The sequence below is a fragment of the Cohnella massiliensis genome, assembly GCF_900169535.1.
Lineage (GTDB): Bacteria > Bacillota > Bacilli > Paenibacillales > Paenibacillaceae > Cohnella > Cohnella algarum.
The window spans coordinates 2,898,447-2,916,675 of sequence record NZ_LT821259.1 but is presented as its reverse complement, the minus strand read 5'-3'; the positions used below and the strand labels follow the sequence as shown (position 1 = coordinate 2,916,675).

Here is an 18,229-nt window from a genome sequence, read left to right as displayed (position 1 = left end):
ATGATGGCTTTCTTGCGTCTATTATCGACGGAACGCTTGAAACAAGCCAAATCGCGAATCGGTTGGCTGATTCCGATCAGTCCGCTGCTTTCCCTCGCCGTCGGGCTTCTGTCCCAGCCGCCCGAAGAGGCTTCGCAGAGCGAGTCGTTTGCGGTCGTTCTCTCCTCCATGTCGTTTTTTCACGCGATGCTGCTGCTTCCGATCCTGGTCGGACTGTTCGCTTCCAATGTATGCAGGTACGAGCATATGGGAGGCGGCTGGAAACAGCTGCTGTCGCTGCCGGTCACGAGAACGAAGCTGTACGCGGCGAAATATATGATGATCGCGTGGCAAATCGCCATCGTTCAAGCGCTTCTTGCGGCCGCCGCCGTCGCCGTATTTTACGTGCGGAAAATGCCCGGCGAGCTGCCGTGGGACATGCTGCTGAGCAGCGCGCTCGGCGGCTGGGTCGCCTGCCTGCCGCTGGCCGCTTTGCAACTGGGCGTCTCGCTGGCATGGTCGTCCTTCGCGGCTCCGCTTGCCGTCAATATCGCGTTGACGCTGCCGAACATTTTAATCGTCAACTCCGCTCAATACGGACCTTTCTATCCATGGGCGCAGCCGATGATCGCGATGATTCCCCGGGAGAGCAACGACACGTTCGGCGCTCTGGGGCTTCCGCTCGAAAGCATCATGATCACGGTGGCCGGCAGCTTCGCGGCGTTCGTCGCGGCGGGTTTGATCTACTTTAAACGAAAGGCCGTGTAAGGCGTAAGGAAAACCGGCTTTTGGAATTTTGCGAGGGACCGGCGAGCGGGAAGCGGCGGAGCCCGTCGTCTCGCCCGCCTTCATAACCTCCGTTCGGCTTCATATGCTTTGAAGGAGGGGAGCGTGAAGCCGGGTGGAGGAAAAATTCGGCAAGGTCAATCCAGTCAATAAAGTCGCGCTTTACTACGATTTGAAAAAGGCGCAAAAAGAAACCGAAGAAAAGCTGGCCTCGCTGCGTGCGGCGATATTGGCCGAATTCGATTCGGGAAACGGCTCGTCCGAACGGCTCGTCGGGGATTACCGCGTCAAAATCGTCGTCCAGGAACGCCGGGAATACGACGACGACAAGCTGTACGAGGCGCTTCCGGACCCGGACGTGTGGAGACTGCTGTCCCGGGCGGATCCGGCCAAGGTAGCCGCGCTGATCAAGCTTAACGTCATAACGGAAGAGGCCGTGAGAGGAGCTTTCGCGGTGAAAAAAGTGCCGGCGCTGCAGGTGGACCGGGAGTAGGAAACAGGGGGATAGGGGAGTAGACCTCATAGCAGCCGCTGAAACGATAGGTTTCGGCGGTTTTTTTGTATAAGAAAACCCCCAGTTCGACTGGGGGTTCAGGAAAGCTTATAGCTATGAGTAGTCATCCCTTGACCTTCAATGATAATATGGGAGCCGGTCTGCCAACCGCTACCAAACATCAATGGAGGACAAGGGATGGACAAGAGCAGTCTAGCACACACGAAATGGAACTGTAAATATCATATCGTATTTGCCCCGAAGTATCGGCGGCAAGTGATCTATGGGAAATTAAAAAGGGAAATCGGAAAAATCATCCGGGAGTTATGTGAGCGAAAAGGGGTAGAAATTCTCGAAGCTGAAGCATGTCCGGATCACATCCACATGCTCGTGAGTATTCCGCCGAAGCTAAGCGTGTCCGAGTTTATGGGATACTTAAAGGGAAAAAGTTCACTGATGATCTTCGATAAATTTGCGAATATGAAGTACCGCTACGGCAATCGACAGTTTTGGTGTAGAGGGTACTACGTCGATACGGTGGGACGAAACAAAAAGGTAATCGCCGAATACATTCGGAATCAACTAACAGAGGACAAGAACTACGAACAACTCACGATGAAGGAACTGATCGACCCGTTTACGGGTGAGTCGGTGAAAAAGGGCGTATAAAGAGGCCCCTTTCCAGGGGCTAGCCTGAGGTAACACGCGGTTGGCAGATCTTCAGAGCGCCTTAGAGGCGCTTGCTTGTAACATGCCCTTATAGGGCTGATGGAAGCCACCGGCTAAGCCGGTGGTTATGACTCTGCAGGGAAAGGAATCCTGAATTCTTCGCCTCGCGAAAGCGTAACCTCTCATGACACTTCGCTCAAAATCCCCGTCAATCACGATCCCCGCAGCTCTGTTTTTTATTTATCCTAAATTACGAAAGCCTATAGAATCAGGCTTTTGAAGACGCAGAACTTGGATTTCACAACCAATTATGGAGGCAGAATATGCAGTCAAAATGGAATGCGAGCAAAAATGCCGTTACTTTCCCCCTCCCCACATGAAGGGGCAACGGGATTTCCAAGACACAAATTGGGATTATCGTTTATTCCAATAAAATACTTTTTCGCTCCATTCGTCGCCATGCCCACTGGTTTTGGAAAGACGTACTCAGTTTCAATGTCATTTGGCGGGCATGCTGGACAAACACACCTGCACAAACAAAAAACGTTCGCCGGAACCGCTGGATGGTGTAGGATCGGTGAATCGGCTCACAACAATGATGCTTGAATCGCTCAAAGAGATTATAGGCGAGCAGCTTTAAGAGCAGGTCGATTTCATTGGCGGCAAACGACTGCGTTGGAATGCGGTGGATGGCAAAGCCATTCTGGACTCCTTTGATGGAGTTCTCCACGCGGCAGCGCGGGTTTTAGACCCGCCACACATCCATGGCTTCCCATTCCTCCGTTGTGACCATGGCTTCGTATTGCCAAAGCAAATCCAGTTCCAACTGAGACTGATCCCCGTCCCAACGCGGCATTTTGCGGATGACAGCAACACGACGCATCTTCTTCCAACCGATCGCTTGGTAGGCCAGCACGATGCCTTCAATGATCCAGTCCTCGTCCACAAAGCGTGTCCAATGCGCACAGGTTTTGACTTGGTCCTGGAGACGACTTGTCCATTTCAGCTTGCCGACGTAGCCGATCTGACGGGACTCCCAGAACGCGTAGAAGTCTTCTCCGCCAAAGCCTTTGTCAAACCGGGCATAGCGTACGTGGTGGGATTCCAACAACGCCAGCGTTTGCCGGGCAAACGAAAGGACGTCGGTCGAACTGCTCGTGTTGCCGGGACGCAGCGCGGCATTCACTAGCATTCGCGACTGCCCTTCGTACACGAGAAGGGGATGATAGCTCTTTCGGCCGCGCTTCTGACTGTTAAAACCGACTTCCGCTCCCTGCTGGTTGCCGTACACCGTCTCAACAGTCGAATCCAGATCGAGAATCAAGGAGTCGGGTAGCTGCGGTGCAATGATTTCGACATTCAGGTTTCGCAGGGCTGGCGCTAAATGGTCGTGGGCTTTGCCCAGACGAAGCAATTCCTTGTTTAACAATGTGTGATGCGGCACCCGGCCGCCCAGCGCCTGGGCGATCAAGGCATCACCTTGTAGGGATTTGAAATGAAAGAGACGTTCGCAGCCCAAAATCCAGCCGATGATGAGCATCTGCAGAATGCGATGCGTCGGAAAGATGGCATTCGCCGCTTTGGCTAGTCCAAGGCTCCGAAGGGCTTGATTCAAACCGATGTTTTCAAGAAATCCGAGGATCACCTTGCTTCCTGCAAAATTTGTTGCATTTCTCATAGAAAATGCCGTTTTCAATGACGCGATTTTTGTGGTAGACTTCACCTTAAGGGTGCTCCTCTCTTGGTTGGTGATGTTCTAGGCAAACACCATTCTACCAAAGATCTGGGCACTTTTTCATGTTTTTATGAGGTGGTACTTTCGTAATTCAGGTTTATATGAACATTCGATATTTTGGTTTAATATAGGCATTAAGGGCTCATAGACATGTAGTTGCCGAAACCAGTAAAAAAAGAGAAATTGATCGGGGATGCCGCAAATGGAGCTGTGAAGCTTCAAGACGCAATTGGAGGCGATTTGAGGGAATGAATTACATTTGTTTGATTGAATTGAACGACGTAACCCCAAAGATATGGAGAAAATTTCAGTTTCACCCGAACATCACTTTCGAGCAGTTGCATCATATCCTTCAATTCGTCATGGGGTGGGAAAACGATCATCTCTACGAATTCGAAATCAAAGGACGAAGGATCGGCGAGCAGAATGCGTTTTCCGGCATGTTTTTTGGTAACAATAACGAAGCCGCCGCAGAAAGCGAAATCGTATCCGCTCACCTGAAAAGAAAAAACGCGAAACTCAAGTATTTGTACGATTTCGGCGACGGCTGGGAACATACGATTACGCTTATCGATCCGAAAGCGCCTCCCTTAAACGACGCTTCTTATCCCGTTTGCCTGGAGGGAGCGCGCTGCTGTCCTCCGGAAGATGTGGGAGGCGTGCCGGGATATGAGTTCATGCTCGAGGTACTGGACGATCCGGAACACCCCGAATACGAGCATATGACCGATTGGCTCGGGGAAGATTATGATCCGGAGCGGTTTTCCATCGATGCCGTCAACGAGCTGCTTCGGTCGGACAAGTTTGTTCCGAAGCCGCTTCCCCGCAACGCACCGTTGCCAAAGTCAAAGCCGAAGCCGGCAAAGTTGACCAAATCGGCGCTCAATAAATATTTGAACCAGATAAGTCAAGATCAACTCATAGATTTGGTTAAGGAGTGCTTCGACTCAAGCAATGACGTCAAAAAACTGCTCTCCGTCCGAATTATCGGGGAGGATGCGGCGATATCCTTGTTCTACGAATGTCGCCAGAAAATCGAAAAAGAATTTTTTCATGATCGCGGCCGCGACAACCCCGATTTTCCGAACATATCAAAAGAAGTCACCCATTTCGTGAAACTTACGGGAAACGACAAATTCGGCGCCGAACTGATGATGCTCTACGTGGAAGCAAGCATGATTTTCGCAAGGACCCATTTCATCTCGGACGCCTCTCTTTCCAACAGCTTGTTGTCGGTTTTCACCGACCTGATTCATTTGCTTCAAAAGGATGAAACTCGCGAGCTGATCGAAGCGTACAAGAGCCGGATTCATGCGGCGCTGCAAAGCGCGGACAGGATCGATTACTGGGTTCTGCACAAGATGCATCATTTGTACGAGGGATTGGGCGGGATTGAGGAACAGAAATAATCGATGGATGAATAATCCGAGTGACAATAGTCGGATTTAAGTTTTGTCATTCGGTAAGGGGAATGCAGGAAGGGTGTCATGTCATTCTAAGATTTTGAACATCCATAACGGTTGAACTTGGGGGCTCGACTCAGGTTCAACCGTATTTGTTTGTGCTCGAACTTCTGTTCGCTGACCGGCTCTCGTAGAATGAACATCAACGAAGCTCAAATGAGGGGGCAAGTAAGAATGAAAATTTCTCAAGCGCGGCAATCCCATTATCAAACCTGCCAAGATTGCGGCAAAAACGTCTGAAAAGTCAATGCACTTCGAAAAGGGCAAAAATTTGCAACCTGTGCAGGATGCAGCGGAAGGGAGCTTATCCATATAAGGGCATTCTTATAATCGGGGATGGCTTTAAAAGGCAACGAGGGGCTTGTCACTTTTCAATATAAATCGGGGCATCGCCAACTGTTGACATTAAAGAACGCATGGGATTATGTACGGGAGGCCGCGCGCGTATAAACGGGGACAGAAGTCATTAGAGAGATCATGGATGTTGATGAAGCAGAAAAGCACGTGGTAGAGCGGGAAGAAGGCCGTTCTGCAGGAGCCCTTCCGCTCGGTTGGCCGCATCGCAGAGCTGTTCGGCGAAAACATGGACGACGCCCGGGAGATTATCGGCATTATCGACGATATAAATCGGAGTGCGGAGGTTGTCGGGGTTTGATTGGGCCTAGACAGGCAAAGAAACCTTGGTGAATTAGTCCAAGGTTTCTTTGCCATTCATGTGCGACATAAAAAAACACTACATTTCAATCCTCATTCATCAGAAGATGAATGACATGAAAACCAAAAAACGTCTTGACAACATTATTTAGCCAAACTTAAAATTGGTATCAAGACAAGAAAATTATTACATAAAAAAATACTACGAATCAAGTCCTTCGATGGATACGACGATTTTTATTCTTATCGACTAAACATTCGCAATATGTGATCGACCAACATCCTTGATGTAGCTTGGCCAGTTGAAAGTAGTTGCCGCATCCGTAGCAGTATACTCTGTTAACAAATGGCATCTATTGGTGAAAAGGAGAGCGATTGTGTTTCATATGAATACGCCAACAACACATCACATACTTACGGAATGGGAATCAGATACGAATGCTAGTAATCTTGTAGTTCATTTATATTCGCTACCTGTGCGTAATGTGTTCGAACTACACAATGAAAATGGACATGCTTGTTCCGAGTTACGAAGATTAAACAAAACTAATGTTATAGACTTTTTTGAACAGTTTATTGCAAGTTGGCAACCTATAGAAAATTGGGGCAAGTATACATTCACTAATCATGAATGCCGGTCAATAAATGCTTTAGTTTCAACTGAGCGAACAGTATTAGAACGTTTGCTTTTAAGAACGATTGAAAGCGCTCAGCCAAGAAATGAAATTGCCGCGGGTAGCCGGAAGTTTACGTGGCTGAAAGCAGAGAAAGTCGTTCAGAACATTTCAATTCATAGGGTAATTCATTGCGATGTTTCTATTAATATCAACGGTGTAATAACGGTTGGATTTGATTTAAATCATAGCTTTCGAACGAATGATTCCGTGTTTGATCTGATGAAGTCTAAAGCAATTATTAAAGGTGATCGAGTTATTGATAAATACAATAATCTGCATTATGAGTTCGATAAAGTTACAGAGTATACCATTAGTGATGTAGTACCAGAACTTGGTCAATCCGTCATTAATTACTTTGTTAGGGAAAGAAAACAAACTTGGAAAGTTGACAAGCTCGATCCGAGCATGCCCGTCGTTTATGTAAAAATGAAAAATAGACAAGCTCCCATTGCATATGCTCCTGCCATGTTACAAAAGGAGCTAACTTTTGAATCGCTTCCGGTTGCCGTAGTACGTCAAACGTCGGAAGTTTATAAACAAAATGCAAATCAAAAAATCAAGATATTGTTAGACGAGATGCAAAACATATTGAAACGTACAGATAAACTTCAGTTTTCCAAACAAAAGCTGCTTGTTCAGCAAAGCGGTTATAAGGTAAAGCAAATCGAAATCCCGAACCTTACATTTGGTAAAAATGTTACACAGTCACAGCCCAGATACGGTCTTGAAAAAGGTGGCGTTGTGCTGTCTAAGCCATTATCGATTAATTTACTCGTTTATCCGGAACTGATTAATACGAAGCTCAATGCCATTACAGCTTTTAATGATAAGTTAATCGCATTGTCTCATAAATGGGGAGTACCGCTTACAATACTTAAAAAATCTGAGACATATCGCAACAAATCAATCGATTTCACAAACCCGCATCAATTTGCTATTCTACTTAAGGAACTTGCGAATTATTCATTCCAGGAACTTACTCTTGTCATCATTCCGGAGAAAGTTGCAGGAATGTGGTATGACTTGATTAAAAAGGAATTTGGAGGGAATTCGTCAGTTCCTACTCAGTTCATAACAATAGAAACATTACAAAAAGCTAACGACTTTATTCTGGGAAACCTGCTCCTAGGGCTTTACTCCAAATCTGGTATTCAACCGTGGATCTTAAATTCATCACTATCATCCGATTGTTTTATTGGATTAGATGTATCCCATGAGTCGGGCAGGCATTCTGCTGGCATTGTGCAGATCGTTGGCAAGGACGGTAGGGTATTGTCTAGCCGAGCAAATACATCAAATGAAGCAGGGGAGAAAATCCGCCATGAGACAATGTGTCAAATTATATACTCAGCAATTGATCAATATCAGCGCCATTACAATGAAAAGCCAAGGCATGTTACATTTCATCGGGACGGGCTCTGCAGAGAAGATCTAAATAGTCTGGACGAAGTTTTTGACAGTCTGGGTGTAGACTATGATATGGTGGAGATCATAAAAAAAACGAACCGTCGAATGGCGATTAACGTCGATAAACAAGGATGGGAAACCAAATCAGGACTCTGTTATGTTAAGGATAATTGGGCATATCTCATTTCCACTAATCCGCACCCGCGTGTCGGAACGGCACAGCCCATTAAGATCGTCAAGAAACAGGGATCACTTTCTCTTGAAGCAATCGTCCAAGACATTTATCATCTTTCATTCATGCATATCGGGTCGTTATTAAAATGTCGGTTGCCCATAACCACGTATTATGCAGATTTAAGTTCTACCTTTTTCAATCGGCAATGGATTCCGATTGACTCCGGAGAATCACTTCATTTTGTCTAATAAATTTGACTTGCTTATTGATTTGAAATCAGGCTCCGCTTTCATTCGGATGCGGGAAGCTCCGGTATTTTGCTTTTGTCAGCTCCACATGCCCTCGTTTCAATTCATGCGAAATAACCGATTTCTTGCTTAAAAATGCCATCGTCTCGCATGTGCCAGATACCCGTTGACGTAAAAATAATTTGCGCAACTTATTTTTAAATCCTTGAGCGGTACAACGAGGTTCGGGGCATTTTGACGGATTATGTGCTGGAATCGGAAATCGAAGAGGAGACGGGACGGATCTTCATCCAGTCGATGGCCATTTACGAAATTTACCGGCCGAAGGATGTCGATTTTGTCACCTTGTTCCGTTACCGCTGGAATGGAAGAGTGAAAGAGTACGTGAAAGGAAACGAGTGATCAGGAGTGAAACCGGAAAAGGATGCGTCAAACCGTACTATTGCCTATTTTAGCCGGACCGGATTTCGGCGCGCCCTGGAGGCGATGTGGAAAAAGTACGTATCGCTTGGGCGGATCGGCGGGCAAGCGGTCGTCGAGCGGGCGTCAGAGGAAGAATGCGAGGCGATCAACTCTTTATTTGGCTGGAACAACAAGCCCGGCGATTCGGTTCGAATCCCGCTGGAGCTGTTCGATCAGGAGCTTCGCGAATCGGGCTTCGGCAACGATCTTCTCGAATTGCACCGGATGTTGAAAGGGAAGCCGCTGCTGACGAAGAGCGAACGAAAGGCGGGGCATCAAGAAAATTGGCGGAGACTCTTTGCGGAGGCGCGAGGGGCGGCATCGGATCAATGGGGCCCCTACAGTTTGCAATAGGCTGGCTCTAATGGAGGAAGAGACGGGTGCCGGGAGCCGCGCGTTTCGTGAGTGCTATAGGACGGATCGGGAGGCGGCCCGGACTTCGCTGGCAACCGTTGCCCGGGTGTTGAAGCATCTATTTGACGAAGCGGATTCCAAAGCAAACAGAACGCCGATCCGGCTTCCCGTTCTAGCGGCCCGCATCAGCGGAGACGCCCACGCGCTCGACCCGGGAACGCCTGCCGGCAGAATGCTGATCGCGGTTCTGCGATACGAAAAGGGGCTTGAAAACCGCGGAACGGGAGCATTCGAGCGACGAAGCGGTGGATGCCGACGATGGTTCGCAAACGTTAAAGCTTCGGGAGCTGTACCGCAGCTTTGGCATTTTGGACGATGACCTTTCTTCCATAGTTTATTGGTATTTTTCAGATTGGAGAGAATCGGCTATCCCAACCGTCTGGACGTTAAGGCAAGTCGATTCGGAGAAGCGGATTCCTGCCTGCTTGCGCATTTATGTCGTGGAGAATCCGGCCGTTTTTTCGACGATTCTGGATTCGCTGAACTCTTGCGCCAATGAGGGAGGCGAGCCTGCGGCTCTCCTGTGCACGAGCGGTCCCGCGAGCGCGGCTGCCATTCGCTGGATCCAGCGCTGTCTGGATATCTCCGGGGGCGATTGCCGCATTTATTATTACGGGGACTTTGACGTAAAGGGCCTGGTCATGGGTCAAACGCTGTACCGGTTGTTTCCGGGGCGGTTCGTTCCCTGGAGGTTCGATGCCAAGACCTACCGGGAGGCTGACGAAAAATGCCTCCTCGGTCTTTCGTTCGAAAGTGCCGAGTTGGATAAGCTTTGGGAAGATGGAGATGCCTTGGGACAGGCAATTATGCGGCACGATGCGCCGGATCGGAAAAAAAGTTCACCAGGAATCGCTCGTCTCGAAATTGGTTGAAGATTTTGCAGGGCGAAGCTGAGGTTTTAACAAAATATGCACCTCTATGCGGCGGGGCTTTTTTCCAGGAAGTCGCCTTTGTAGATCAAGGCGCCTCCTTAAAATCAATTTTTGCGGCAAAATAGCGGCAATGTTATGATGTAATTGAGGAGGGTGATTTCATGTTCATACCCGAATATTCAATTACGGATGCCATTGCCCGCAGACTGATGGATATATAGCGCGCCAGTGCAGTAGTCGATTTGCTTCCGTTGCCTGCATCTATTCTGGATTTGCTTAAGAAAGAATCGATGGAAAAGACGGTCATCCTCTCAACAAAGTTTGAGGGGAATACGCTTGACGAGGCGACGAAGCGAAAAGTTTTGTACCAAAATAGCAGCGACAATGAAGAGCAGGAAGTTTATAACTTGATGAAAGCTTTGGAATACCTGGATGAAGCCGAAAGAAGGCAGCTCCCGATCACCGAAGAGTTTATCAAGAAGCTGCATGCCATAATTAAAATATCGCACGGTCGAAGACTGCGCGTAGCGAATATCGTGAAAAGCAAAATCAAGTAGGGAGCCGCCATGCTTCCGGATACTATCTGCCGCCGGAACGGCAAGATGTCCCTTCATTGATGGAAGATCTGGTTGCCTGGATTAACTTGCCGGAAGTTTATTCTGTTCCGGTTCCCATCTAAGCAGGGATTTTTATGTGGCAGTTTTCTCACGATTCAAGCTACTGTAATTGCTTTATTTCCGGGGGGATTCGTTCCTCGGGGATTCGATATCGGAGAGCTAGCGCAAACCGCAGAAGCATCGAAGGGTTTTCTCACCGCTTCGCTTTGTAAAACTCACGGTAAAGCTTCATCAGCGCCCGCTTCTCGATCCGGGACACGTAGCTGCGGCTAATGCCGAACTCGCGGGAGATTTCCCGCTGGGGCCGTTCATCGCCGCCGAGTCCGAACTTCCGCGGATGACCTCCTGCTCGCGCTCGTCAAGAATGTCGAGATTGCGGTAGATTTTGCTTTTTTCTATTATAAGCTGAACTTTTTCGACCACTTCGTCAGGTTCCGTTCCCAGTATATATCACGGGGTATTCGTTAGAGGCGGGCCCGCTAGGAAAAACTAAGGGGTCCGACATGCGAAAAGCAAGACAGCACATGTGTTATAATGACTATAGATTAGGTCGCTGAAGGTTCATATGATGGAAGGTGATATCCATGAAACGGACGGAAGAACTTCATAAGCTTATCAAGCTTACAGGCGATCGGGCGAAGCTTGATGCAAAAGCAAATGAGACATACATCGTTTACAAAGCAGCGAACGGTCAGATCGTAAAAGAATACAGTAACGGCGAGATCGTTTTGGTTCCAGAGCAGGAAATTCCTCATGTTTGAACCATCAGGGATCATGTATGTATTTGCAGGGAATAACGGCAGCGGTAAGAGCACGATTTGGAATCTAATTGTTGATCGGCTTGGCATCAGCGTAAATATTGATGCGGATGCCTTAGCAAGGGGAATAGATGCTGTTCATCCGGATCGTCATAGGATGTCTGCAGGGAAAGAAGCCATAAAATTGGCTAGAGACTGTATTCGAAACCATCGTGATTTTTCGGTTGAAACGACATTAGCTGGCGGCAATACCATTCGTCTTATACAGGATGCAAAGACTAACAAATTTGAAATTACGATGTTTTATATCGGTCTTGGGGATTATCGCCTGAACATCGAAAGGGTTGCGGTTCGTGTGAAGAATGGCGGTCATCATATCCCATCTGAGGATATCATACGCCGCCATAAGACCTCCATTCGTAATTTACTTTCAAACCTTCACTTAATCGACCATTTAATGGTTATTGATAACAGTCGTGCCGAAGGGGAGATCGTGTTAGAGATGAATCATAACAAAATTACATATCGTACTAAGTCAATGCCGACTTGGACCGAATCGATCGAACAAAGAATAACAATGGTCCAATAATGAGATGATGCTTATATGTAAATCGAAGTTAGTATTTCTAAATAATGAACACTCCCTTAACTGAGGCTGTGTCGCAAGCCTTTGATATGGAATGCAAAGCGATGGGGGGATTGCCGGATCACATCGTTAAGTTGCAGCGGAAATGTGCTTTTTCCGATGTTGCAGCGCAATTCAAAGTGATCCCGGAGGAGCATGTGACGGTTGTAGCGGATGCTGAGCTTGCAAGCAAGCTGAGCAAGGGACTTGCTATATCGGCAAAGGAACTGCAGAAAGGCAGTGTTAGGATAAGGCGTTCCGTTTTAAGCAGGCTTGGGTGCGGTCAAGGGGAATTGCCTGTGCTTGCAGAGAGCCAGTATGACAGATTCCTGGGTTATATAAAAAGCTTAGTTTGAATTTCACGTTAGGGTTGGCCATGAGGCCAACCCTGTTATGGTTATTTCCGGGGGGATTCGTTCCTCGGGGATTCGATATCGGAGAGCTAGCGCGAACCGGCAGATGCATCAAAGGGTTTTCTCACCGCTTCGCTTTGTAAAACTCATGGTAAAGCTTCATCAGCGCCCGCTTCTCGATCCGCGACACGTAGCTGCGGCTGATGCCGAGCTCGCGGGCGATTTCCCGCTGGGTCCGTTCGTCGCCGCCGCCGTCGAGTCCGAACCTTCCGCGGATGACCTCCTGCTCGCGCTCGTCGAGAATGTCGAGATTGCGGTAGATTTTGCTTTTTTCTATTTTAAGCTGAACTTTCTCGACCACTTCGTCAGGCTCCGTTCCCAATATATCTTGCAAGGTGATTTCGTTTCCTTCTTTGTCGGTTCCGATCGGATCGTGGAGCGATACGTCTTTTCGCGTTTTTTTCAGCGAGCGCAAGTGCATCAGAATTTCGTTTTCGATGCAGCGCGCCGCGAACGTAGCGAGCTTCGTCCCTTTGTTGGGCGAAAAGGACTCGATCGCCTTGATCAATCCGATCGTGCCGATGGAAATGAGGTCTTCCAGGTCTTCTCCGGTGTTGTCGAACTTTTTGACAATGTGCGCAACGAGCCTGAGGTTGTGCTCGATGAGCAAATTCCGCGAATGGGGATCGCCTTCCGCCATGCGGCGCAGGTGCAGCGCTTCTTCTTCATCGGTCAAAGGCTGGGGAAACGCGTTGTTTTTGACGTACGAGACGAGAAGGGACAGTTGCTTCAGGAACAAGGCGATTGCCGTAAATAATCCGGGCACGGGAAAGGCCACCTCCGGCTGTCAGTCGATTTCACGCAAAGAAGCACTACTTATTGTATGTGGGTAAGTGCCCAACCGTGCCTGTACCGCCAAAATGGGATGGCTGCGGGATGCCGATCCGCCGGCCGGGTTCATCAAATTGTCACGCCGTTCATGAAATGTTCGGTTGTTCCGGACGCGCAATTCCGTTAGGGTTAGGGTAACGGGAAATTTATTTCGTCACGATGAACGGGCGGGAGGTGACCGCAAATGACAGCGGCTTCGATGATCATCGTTGCCGGCGCGGCAGTCGCCATGCTTGTGGTGCTGATCGTCGGTTACAAAGCGATTTTAAAAGCGGGAGAATAAAGCGTTATCGTGTTTCGAAAAAGCCGGTTGCTTGCGGCCCGACGCCGCTTGCGAACCGGTTTTTTTGTCGAATTTCATAGGATTGTGAAACTTGCCTGCCATTTTTTGCGTTTCATAGAGTGATAGATTCCTTCAGGCGCGACGAGAGAGGAGCGATCGAATGAACAAAAGCGGAAAAAGCTTCCCGAACTCATTCCTGTTTTCCGTTATGCTGCTGGCCGCGGCGATCGGATCCTTCGCGGCTTTTGCCGAACCGGCCGAAGCGGGGTTCTTCGATCGGATCCAGGACATTTACGAGGCTCCGGACAAGCTGGAGGCGCTCGAATCGAAATACGAGGAAGCGACCGACGAGCTTCAGCGGCAGACGGAAACCTTTCTTCAGGAAAAGACGGAGCTGCTGGAGAAAAACGATGCCATGATGATGCAGAACGAGCAATTGGCGGGCCAAAACGAAGCCCTCGCCGAACAAAACCGCGCGCTGCTCGAACGGATGCAGATTTTGGAGGAACGGCAGGAAAGGCGGGCGGAATTGACCCGAAAGCTCGCATACGGCGCGGGGGCCGTACTCGGATTGTTTTTGCTTTACGTGCTTTCGGTCCGTTTTTGGCGGTTTCTCGCTTGGCGCCGGCAGCGGCAGATGGGAGGGGGAGCGTAACCGATGGATATTCGCGCTCCCGCCCCGCTCGGCCAAGTGAGGATCGTCCTTGAGCCGGGAGAAGCGCTGCATGTGCTCCACCCGAAAACGATCGTGGCGTTTCAAGGCGCGCCCTTGCAGCGGGAAGATCGGGTTATGGACCTCGCGAACGCCTACCGGAAAAAGAAATGGATCCGCAGCAAGCTTCAAGGCCCTGCCGACGTGCTGCTCGGCCTCCCGCCCGGGTGCGCCTTAACGGTCGTCGATATCGAACCGGACAGCGATCTTCTGTTCGATTTCAAGCACGTCCTTTTTTATACGGAAGGTCTCACGATGCGCAGCCGGATTCAAAAAATCCGAACGGCCTGGATCACGAGACAATGGGTTCGGATGAAATTTTCCGGTCCGGGGAAAGTCGGCGTCGTCACGGCCGGCGACCTCGCCTCGATTCCGCTACATGCCGGCGTGCCGCTGTTCGCCGAATCCGGTTCGCTCGTCGCGTTTCCGGAGCGGGCGGACGTCCGTTTGTCCGTATACGGTAATACGCTGGCGAGCCAGCACATGAACGTGCAGTGGGAGCTGACCGGCAGCGGTCCGGCGCTCGTGCAGAGCGGGACGAAGGAGACGGGGCTTGCCGATCAATTGTCCGGCGACGGCGTCGTCAAGCGGCTGCTGCGGGAACTGCTGCCTTTCGGCAGCGTGTATATAAAATAGGAAAGCTGCGGCGATTGTTTCTTGCCGCGGCTTTTTTGATGAGAGAGAATCCAGTTGAGTCATGACTACTCATCTTAACCCGCCTTGCGAGCATAGCCGTACGCAGTTGAGTAAAAATTACACATCTTGCCGCCTCCGCGCGAACGCCGCCGGCCCAGTTGAGTCGTGACTGCTCAACTCAACCCGCCTCACGCATGCTTGTGCTGCGAACATTTCGGTCCGCCAGGAAAAAAACGGCCCCTAACATAATTGTCGCTTTGCAGGTAAAACCTAAAACCGATCATTCCGCATGAAAGGAGAATGGCGATGGCCGGAAGCGAAGCAACGAAAGGCGGCTCGAAGTATAAGCCGCTCTCCATGACGGCGAAGGAGTATCAGGCGTTCGCCAAAAAGCGCGAGCCCGCCCGGTCCGTGTTCGGCAACTGCCTGAAGGCTTTTTTAATCGGCGGAGCGATCTGCGTGCTCGGGCAGGCGATCCAATACTTTTTCATGGCGGCCTTCGGCATGGATTCCCGGCAGGCGGCCAATCCGACGGTCGCGGTCCTTATCCTCATCTCCGTCGTGCTCACGTGTCTCGGCGTATACGACAAAATCGCCCAATGGGCAGGAGCGGGAACGGCCGTTCCCGTCACCGGCTTCGCCAACTCGATGTGCTCGGCCGCGATCGAGCACCGCAGCGAAGGGCTCGTGCTCGGCGTGGGCGCGAGTATGTTCAAGCTTGCCGGATCGGTCATCGTATTCGGCGTCGTGGCCGCCTTTGTCATCGGGATCATTCACTGGCTGATCGGAACGGGGGGGTAAGCATGCTCCAGGGGCAACGAACGTGGGTGTTTCCCGCGCCTCCCGTCATCGTCTCCACGGGTACCGTGGTCGGGCCCGACGAAGGGGCGGGACCGCTTGCCGCGGACTTCGACCTGGTGCACCCCGATCTCGAAATGCAGCAGCCAAGCTGGGAAAAGTCGGAACGGCTGCTGATGGAGCAAGCGGCGGATATCGCCATCCACAAGGCCAAGCTGAAAAAAGAAGACGTGCAGTTTTACGTTGGCGGCGATTTGCTGAACCAGATCATCAGCAGCTCGTTCGCGGCCCGTACGCTCGGCACCCCTTATCTCGGCGTCTTCGGTGCCTGTTCGACATCGATGGAATCGCTGGCGCTCGCCTCGCTGATCGTCTCGTCGGGCGCCGGCGACCGCGTTCTGGCCGGGACGAGCAGCCACAACTGCACCGCGGAAAAGCAATTCCGCTATCCGACGGAATACGGCTCCCAGAAGCCGCCTACGGCGCAGTACACGATTACGGGAGGAGCGGCGGCTATCGTGGCCAAGTCCGGCTCGGGACCTAGAGTCACGGCCGCAACCGTCGGGCGCATCGTCGATTTGGGCATTAAGGACCCGTTCAATATGGGAGCGGCGATGGCTCCGGCAGCCGTCGACACGATTCAGGGCCATCTGCAGGATACCGGCCGGGAACCGGGCTACTACGACCTGATCGTGACGGGAGACTTGGCCAGCGTCGGCCATCCGCTCGCGACCGAAATGCTGAAGGACAACGGGGTGCCGATGGAGCAAACCCGGTTCGCAGACTGCGGGCTGATGATTTACGATATCGCGAAGCAAAAGGTGCAAGCCGGAGGAAGCGGGTGCGCTTGCTCGGGCGTCGTGACCTACGGCCACCTGCTCAAAAAAATCGGCAACGGCGAAATCAAGCGGCTGCTCGTCGTCGCGACCGGCGCGCTGCTGAGCCCGCTTTCGTTTCAACAAGGCGAATCGATTCCGTGCATCGCGCACGCCGTTTCGATCGAAGCTTGATGTGAAAATACGTGCGAAATGAAGGAGATTGTGACCGCATGCAATATGTATGGGCATTTCTGATCGGGGGCGGCATCTGCGTCATCGGGCAATTGATGTTTGACGTCCTGAAGCTGACGCCCGCCCACACGATGGCAACGCTTGTCGTGGCCGGCGCCGTCATCGACGGACTCGGCTGGTACGAGCCGCTGATCGAGTTCGCTGGCGCGGGGGCGACCGTTCCGATCACCAGCTTCGGCAATTCGCTCGTGCACGGCGCGCTTACCGAGCTTCAGCGCGACGGGTGGATCGGCGTCATTACCGGCATCTTCGAGGTGACGAGCGCGGGCATATCGGCGGCGATCATTTTTTCGTTCCTTGCGGCGCTCGTCGTCAGGCCGAAAGGGTAAGCGACGGACGATATCGACCTTGCCAGGTACCGGGGCCGGCCGCGCGAGAGCGCGGTTTGGCTTTTTTTCTATGTATCTTTGTAAGATATCAAAATTTACGACCGTCTCCATATTCCGGTATAATGAAGGGGGAATGATTACTTACGGGATTCCATAGGAGGACACGGACATGGAACAACAGACCGCGATGCAATTGTTGGATCAAATTCGGCACAACGTGGAATCTTGTATTTTCGGCAAAAAAGATGAAATCACATGGATGCTGACGGCTATCGTGGCGGGAGGCCACGTGCTGATCGAAGACGTGCCCGGCACCGGCAAGACGCAGCTGGTCAAGGCGCTGTCGCAATCGATCGGCGGATCGTTTCATCGCATCCAATGCAACCCGGATTTGCTCCCGACCGACATTACCGGCGTTTCCATATATCATCCCAAAGAGGAACAGTTCGTGTTTCGCCCGGGACCGATTATGGCCAACATGCTCCTCGCCGACGAAATCAACCGCGCGACGACGAAGACGCAATCCGCGCTGCTCGAAGCGATGGAGGAGCGGTCCGTCTCGGTGGACGGGGTCACCTACGAGCTTCCGAAGCCTTTCGTCCTGTTCGCGACGCAAAATCCGATCGAATTCGAAGGCACGTACAGCTTGCCCGAAGCCCAGCTCGACCGCTTCCTGATGAAAATTTCGCTGGGCTACCCCGACGAAGCTTCCGAACGCCGGCTCATCACGGAGCCCGGCGCCGGCCGGTCGGCCGACCGGCTCGGAGCGGTCGCCTCCGTCGACGAAATCGTCGAGATTCAGCGGCTGGCGGACCAGGTTCATCTCGACCACAGCGTCGCCGATTACTTGATCGCGCTTATCCGCACGACCCGCAGCCATCCGGCCGTGCTGCTCGGCGCGAGTCCGCGGGCCGGCGTCGCGCTGGCTTCCGCGGCGAAGGCGTACGCGTTTTTGCAGCGGCGTTCGTTCGTGCTCCCGGACGACGTCAAGGCGATGTCGCCGCTCGTGCTCGCCCACCGGCTTCATCTGCGGGCCGAAGCGCGCATGCAGGGGACGACGGAAGCCGGCGTTCTGCAGGAAGTGCTGCGGCTGCTGCCTGTGCCGGTCGGCTTGGAGCGGTGA

Annotated in this window: 19 protein-coding genes and 3 pseudogenes; 19 read left to right on the top strand and 3 right to left on the bottom strand. The window is 51.3% G+C overall.

Annotated elements, in window-relative coordinates:
• The 3 genes from B7E11_RS27400 to tnpA all read left to right on the top strand — a co-directional run bounded on the left by B7E11_RS27400 (window position 1) and on the right by tnpA (window position 1,927).
• A complete protein-coding gene (locus B7E11_RS27400) occupies window positions 1–747 on the top strand; it encodes an ABC transporter permease (protein ID WP_080840605.1) in 747 nt (248 codons plus the stop codon).
• Window positions 748–880: 133 nt separating this feature from the next.
• Entirely contained in the window at window positions 881–1,258 is a 378-nt protein-coding gene (locus B7E11_RS27395) for a hypothetical protein (RefSeq protein ID WP_080840604.1), read from the top strand.
• A 198-nt stretch (window positions 1,259–1,456) separates the two neighbouring features.
• Window positions 1,457–1,927, top strand: coding sequence for an IS200/IS605 family transposase (gene tnpA, locus B7E11_RS27390; protein WP_080832172.1), 471 nt, complete (start codon window positions 1,457–1,459; stop codon window positions 1,925–1,927).
• Between the two features lie 421 nt (window positions 1,928–2,348).
• Here the strand turns inward: tnpA and B7E11_RS27385 are convergent.
• Window positions 2,349–3,650 (bottom strand): annotated as a pseudogene (locus B7E11_RS27385) (IS1380 family transposase).
• A 260-nt stretch (window positions 3,651–3,910) separates the two neighbouring features.
• On the opposite strand from B7E11_RS27385, the gene B7E11_RS27380 reads away from it, so the two are divergent.
• The 7 genes and pseudogenes from B7E11_RS27380 to B7E11_RS31100 form a co-directional block, all read left to right on the top strand.
• On the top strand, window positions 3,911–5,071 hold the full coding sequence (locus B7E11_RS27380; protein WP_080840603.1) for a DUF6155 family protein: 1,161 nt from the start codon (window positions 3,911–3,913) through the stop codon (window positions 5,069–5,071).
• Window positions 5,072–6,165: 1,094 nt separating this feature from the next.
• Window positions 6,166–8,286 (top strand): Piwi domain-containing protein, encoded by a 2,121-nt coding sequence (locus B7E11_RS27375; RefSeq protein WP_080840602.1) that lies wholly within the window; start codon window positions 6,166–6,168, stop codon window positions 8,284–8,286.
• Between the two features lie 234 nt (window positions 8,287–8,520).
• Window positions 8,521–8,688 (top strand): hypothetical protein, encoded by a 168-nt coding sequence (locus tag B7E11_RS29885; protein ID WP_176220918.1) that lies wholly within the window; start codon window positions 8,521–8,523, stop codon window positions 8,686–8,688.
• An 84-nt stretch (window positions 8,689–8,772) separates the two neighbouring features.
• On the top strand, window positions 8,773–9,102 hold the full coding sequence (locus B7E11_RS30715; RefSeq protein WP_080840601.1) for a TIGR02679 domain-containing protein: 330 nt from the start codon (window positions 8,773–8,775) through the stop codon (window positions 9,100–9,102).
• A gap of 10 nt (window positions 9,103–9,112) precedes the next feature.
• Window positions 9,113–9,481 carry a TIGR02679 domain-containing protein gene (locus tag B7E11_RS31105; protein WP_080840600.1) on the top strand — a complete coding sequence of 123 codons (369 nt, stop codon included), beginning with the start codon at window positions 9,113–9,115 and terminating at the stop codon, window positions 9,479–9,481.
• Window positions 9,471–10,034: a DUF2399 domain-containing protein gene (locus B7E11_RS27360; RefSeq protein WP_213084156.1), complete on the top strand. Its 564-nt coding sequence runs from the start codon at window positions 9,471–9,473 to the stop codon at window positions 10,032–10,034. The genes B7E11_RS31105 and B7E11_RS27360 overlap by 11 nt, the downstream gene beginning before the upstream one ends.
• A 161-nt stretch (window positions 10,035–10,195) precedes the next feature.
• Window positions 10,196–10,710, top strand: a pseudogene (locus B7E11_RS31100) (Fic family protein); the annotation flags it as partial.
• A 134-nt stretch (window positions 10,711–10,844) separates the two neighbouring features.
• Here the strand turns inward: B7E11_RS31100 and B7E11_RS27350 are convergent.
• Window positions 10,845–11,098 (bottom strand): annotated as a pseudogene (locus B7E11_RS27350) (sigma factor-like helix-turn-helix DNA-binding protein); the annotation flags it as partial.
• 137 nt (window positions 11,099–11,235) lie between these two features.
• Between B7E11_RS27350 and B7E11_RS29880 the strand changes: the two are divergent.
• The 3 genes from B7E11_RS29880 to B7E11_RS27340 all read left to right on the top strand — a co-directional run bounded on the left by B7E11_RS29880 (window position 11,236) and on the right by B7E11_RS27340 (window position 12,390).
• Window positions 11,236–11,412 (top strand): hypothetical protein, encoded by a 177-nt coding sequence (locus B7E11_RS29880; protein WP_176220916.1) that lies wholly within the window; start codon window positions 11,236–11,238, stop codon window positions 11,410–11,412.
• A complete protein-coding gene (locus B7E11_RS27345) occupies window positions 11,405–11,998 on the top strand; it encodes an ATPase (protein ID WP_080840598.1) in 594 nt (197 codons plus the stop codon). Before B7E11_RS29880 ends, B7E11_RS27345 begins: the two co-directional genes overlap by 8 nt.
• A 101-nt stretch (window positions 11,999–12,099) precedes the next feature.
• On the top strand, window positions 12,100–12,390 hold the full coding sequence (locus B7E11_RS27340) for a hypothetical protein (RefSeq protein WP_213084155.1): 291 nt from the start codon (window positions 12,100–12,102) through the stop codon (window positions 12,388–12,390).
• A gap of 121 nt (window positions 12,391–12,511) precedes the next feature.
• Here the strand turns inward: B7E11_RS27340 and sigK are convergent, their stop codons facing one another.
• On the bottom strand, window positions 12,512–13,213 hold the full coding sequence (gene sigK, locus B7E11_RS27335; protein ID WP_080840596.1) for an RNA polymerase sporulation sigma factor SigK: 702 nt from the start codon (window positions 13,211–13,213) through the stop codon (window positions 12,512–12,514).
• Window positions 13,214–13,721: 508 nt separating this feature from the next.
• Here sigK and B7E11_RS27330 point away from each other — a divergent pair.
• The 6 genes from B7E11_RS27330 to B7E11_RS27305 all read left to right on the top strand — a co-directional run bounded on the left by B7E11_RS27330 (window position 13,722) and on the right by B7E11_RS27305 (window position 18,229).
• Window positions 13,722–14,216: a hypothetical protein gene (locus B7E11_RS27330; RefSeq protein ID WP_080840595.1), complete on the top strand. Its 495-nt coding sequence runs from the start codon at window positions 13,722–13,724 to the stop codon at window positions 14,214–14,216.
• Between the two features lie 3 nt (window positions 14,217–14,219).
• The gene (locus tag B7E11_RS27325; RefSeq protein ID WP_080840594.1) at window positions 14,220–14,909 is read left to right on the top strand and encodes an AIM24 family protein; all 690 of its coding nucleotides are present in this window, start codon (window positions 14,220–14,222) and stop codon (window positions 14,907–14,909) included.
• 306 nt (window positions 14,910–15,215) lie between these two features.
• Complete coding sequence (gene spoVAC / locus B7E11_RS27320; RefSeq protein WP_080840593.1) at window positions 15,216–15,710, top strand: stage V sporulation protein AC; 495 nt, start codon at window positions 15,216–15,218, stop codon at window positions 15,708–15,710.
• 2 nt (window positions 15,711–15,712) lie between these two features.
• Complete coding sequence (gene spoVAD / locus B7E11_RS27315; protein ID WP_080840592.1) at window positions 15,713–16,717, top strand: stage V sporulation protein AD; 1,005 nt, start codon at window positions 15,713–15,715, stop codon at window positions 16,715–16,717.
• A gap of 38 nt (window positions 16,718–16,755) precedes the next feature.
• On the top strand, window positions 16,756–17,106 hold the full coding sequence (gene spoVAE, locus B7E11_RS27310; protein WP_080840591.1) for a stage V sporulation protein AE: 351 nt from the start codon (window positions 16,756–16,758) through the stop codon (window positions 17,104–17,106).
• Between the two features lie 169 nt (window positions 17,107–17,275).
• Entirely contained in the window at window positions 17,276–18,229 is a 954-nt protein-coding gene (locus B7E11_RS27305) for an AAA family ATPase (protein ID WP_080840590.1), read from the top strand.

Bases quoted from the DNA above. Each gene is read 5' to 3' on its own strand.
- B7E11_RS27345 (WP_080840598.1), top strand. From the start codon at position 11,405: ATGTTTGAACCATCAGGGATCATGTATGTATTTGCAGGGAATAACGGC.
- B7E11_RS27325 (WP_080840594.1), top strand. From the start codon at position 14,220: ATGGATATTCGCGCTCCCGCCCCGCTCGGCCAAGTGAGGATCGTCCTT.
- B7E11_RS27375 (WP_080840602.1), top strand. From the start codon at position 6,166: ATGAATACGCCAACAACACATCACATACTTACGGAATGGGAATCAGAT.
- B7E11_RS31105 (WP_080840600.1), top strand. From the start codon at position 9,113: ATGGAGGAAGAGACGGGTGCCGGGAGCCGCGCGTTTCGTGAGTGCTAT.
- B7E11_RS27380 (WP_080840603.1), top strand. From the start codon at position 3,911: ATGAATTACATTTGTTTGATTGAATTGAACGACGTAACCCCAAAGATA.
- B7E11_RS29880 (WP_176220916.1), top strand. From the start codon at position 11,236: ATGAAACGGACGGAAGAACTTCATAAGCTTATCAAGCTTACAGGCGAT.
- spoVAD (WP_080840592.1), top strand. From the start codon at position 15,713: ATGCTCCAGGGGCAACGAACGTGGGTGTTTCCCGCGCCTCCCGTCATC.
- B7E11_RS27400 (WP_080840605.1), top strand. From the start codon at position 1: ATGATGGCTTTCTTGCGTCTATTATCGACGGAACGCTTGAAACAAGCC.
- spoVAE (WP_080840591.1), top strand. From the start codon at position 16,756: ATGCAATATGTATGGGCATTTCTGATCGGGGGCGGCATCTGCGTCATC.
- B7E11_RS30715 (WP_080840601.1), top strand. From the start codon at position 8,773: ATGTGGAAAAAGTACGTATCGCTTGGGCGGATCGGCGGGCAAGCGGTC.
- B7E11_RS27330 (WP_080840595.1), top strand. From the start codon at position 13,722: ATGAACAAAAGCGGAAAAAGCTTCCCGAACTCATTCCTGTTTTCCGTT.
- B7E11_RS27340 (WP_213084155.1), top strand. From the start codon at position 12,100: ATGGGGGGATTGCCGGATCACATCGTTAAGTTGCAGCGGAAATGTGCT.
- spoVAC (WP_080840593.1), top strand. From the start codon at position 15,216: ATGGCCGGAAGCGAAGCAACGAAAGGCGGCTCGAAGTATAAGCCGCTC.
- tnpA (WP_080832172.1), top strand. From the start codon at position 1,457: ATGGACAAGAGCAGTCTAGCACACACGAAATGGAACTGTAAATATCAT.
- B7E11_RS27305 (WP_080840590.1), top strand. From the start codon at position 17,276: ATGGAACAACAGACCGCGATGCAATTGTTGGATCAAATTCGGCACAAC.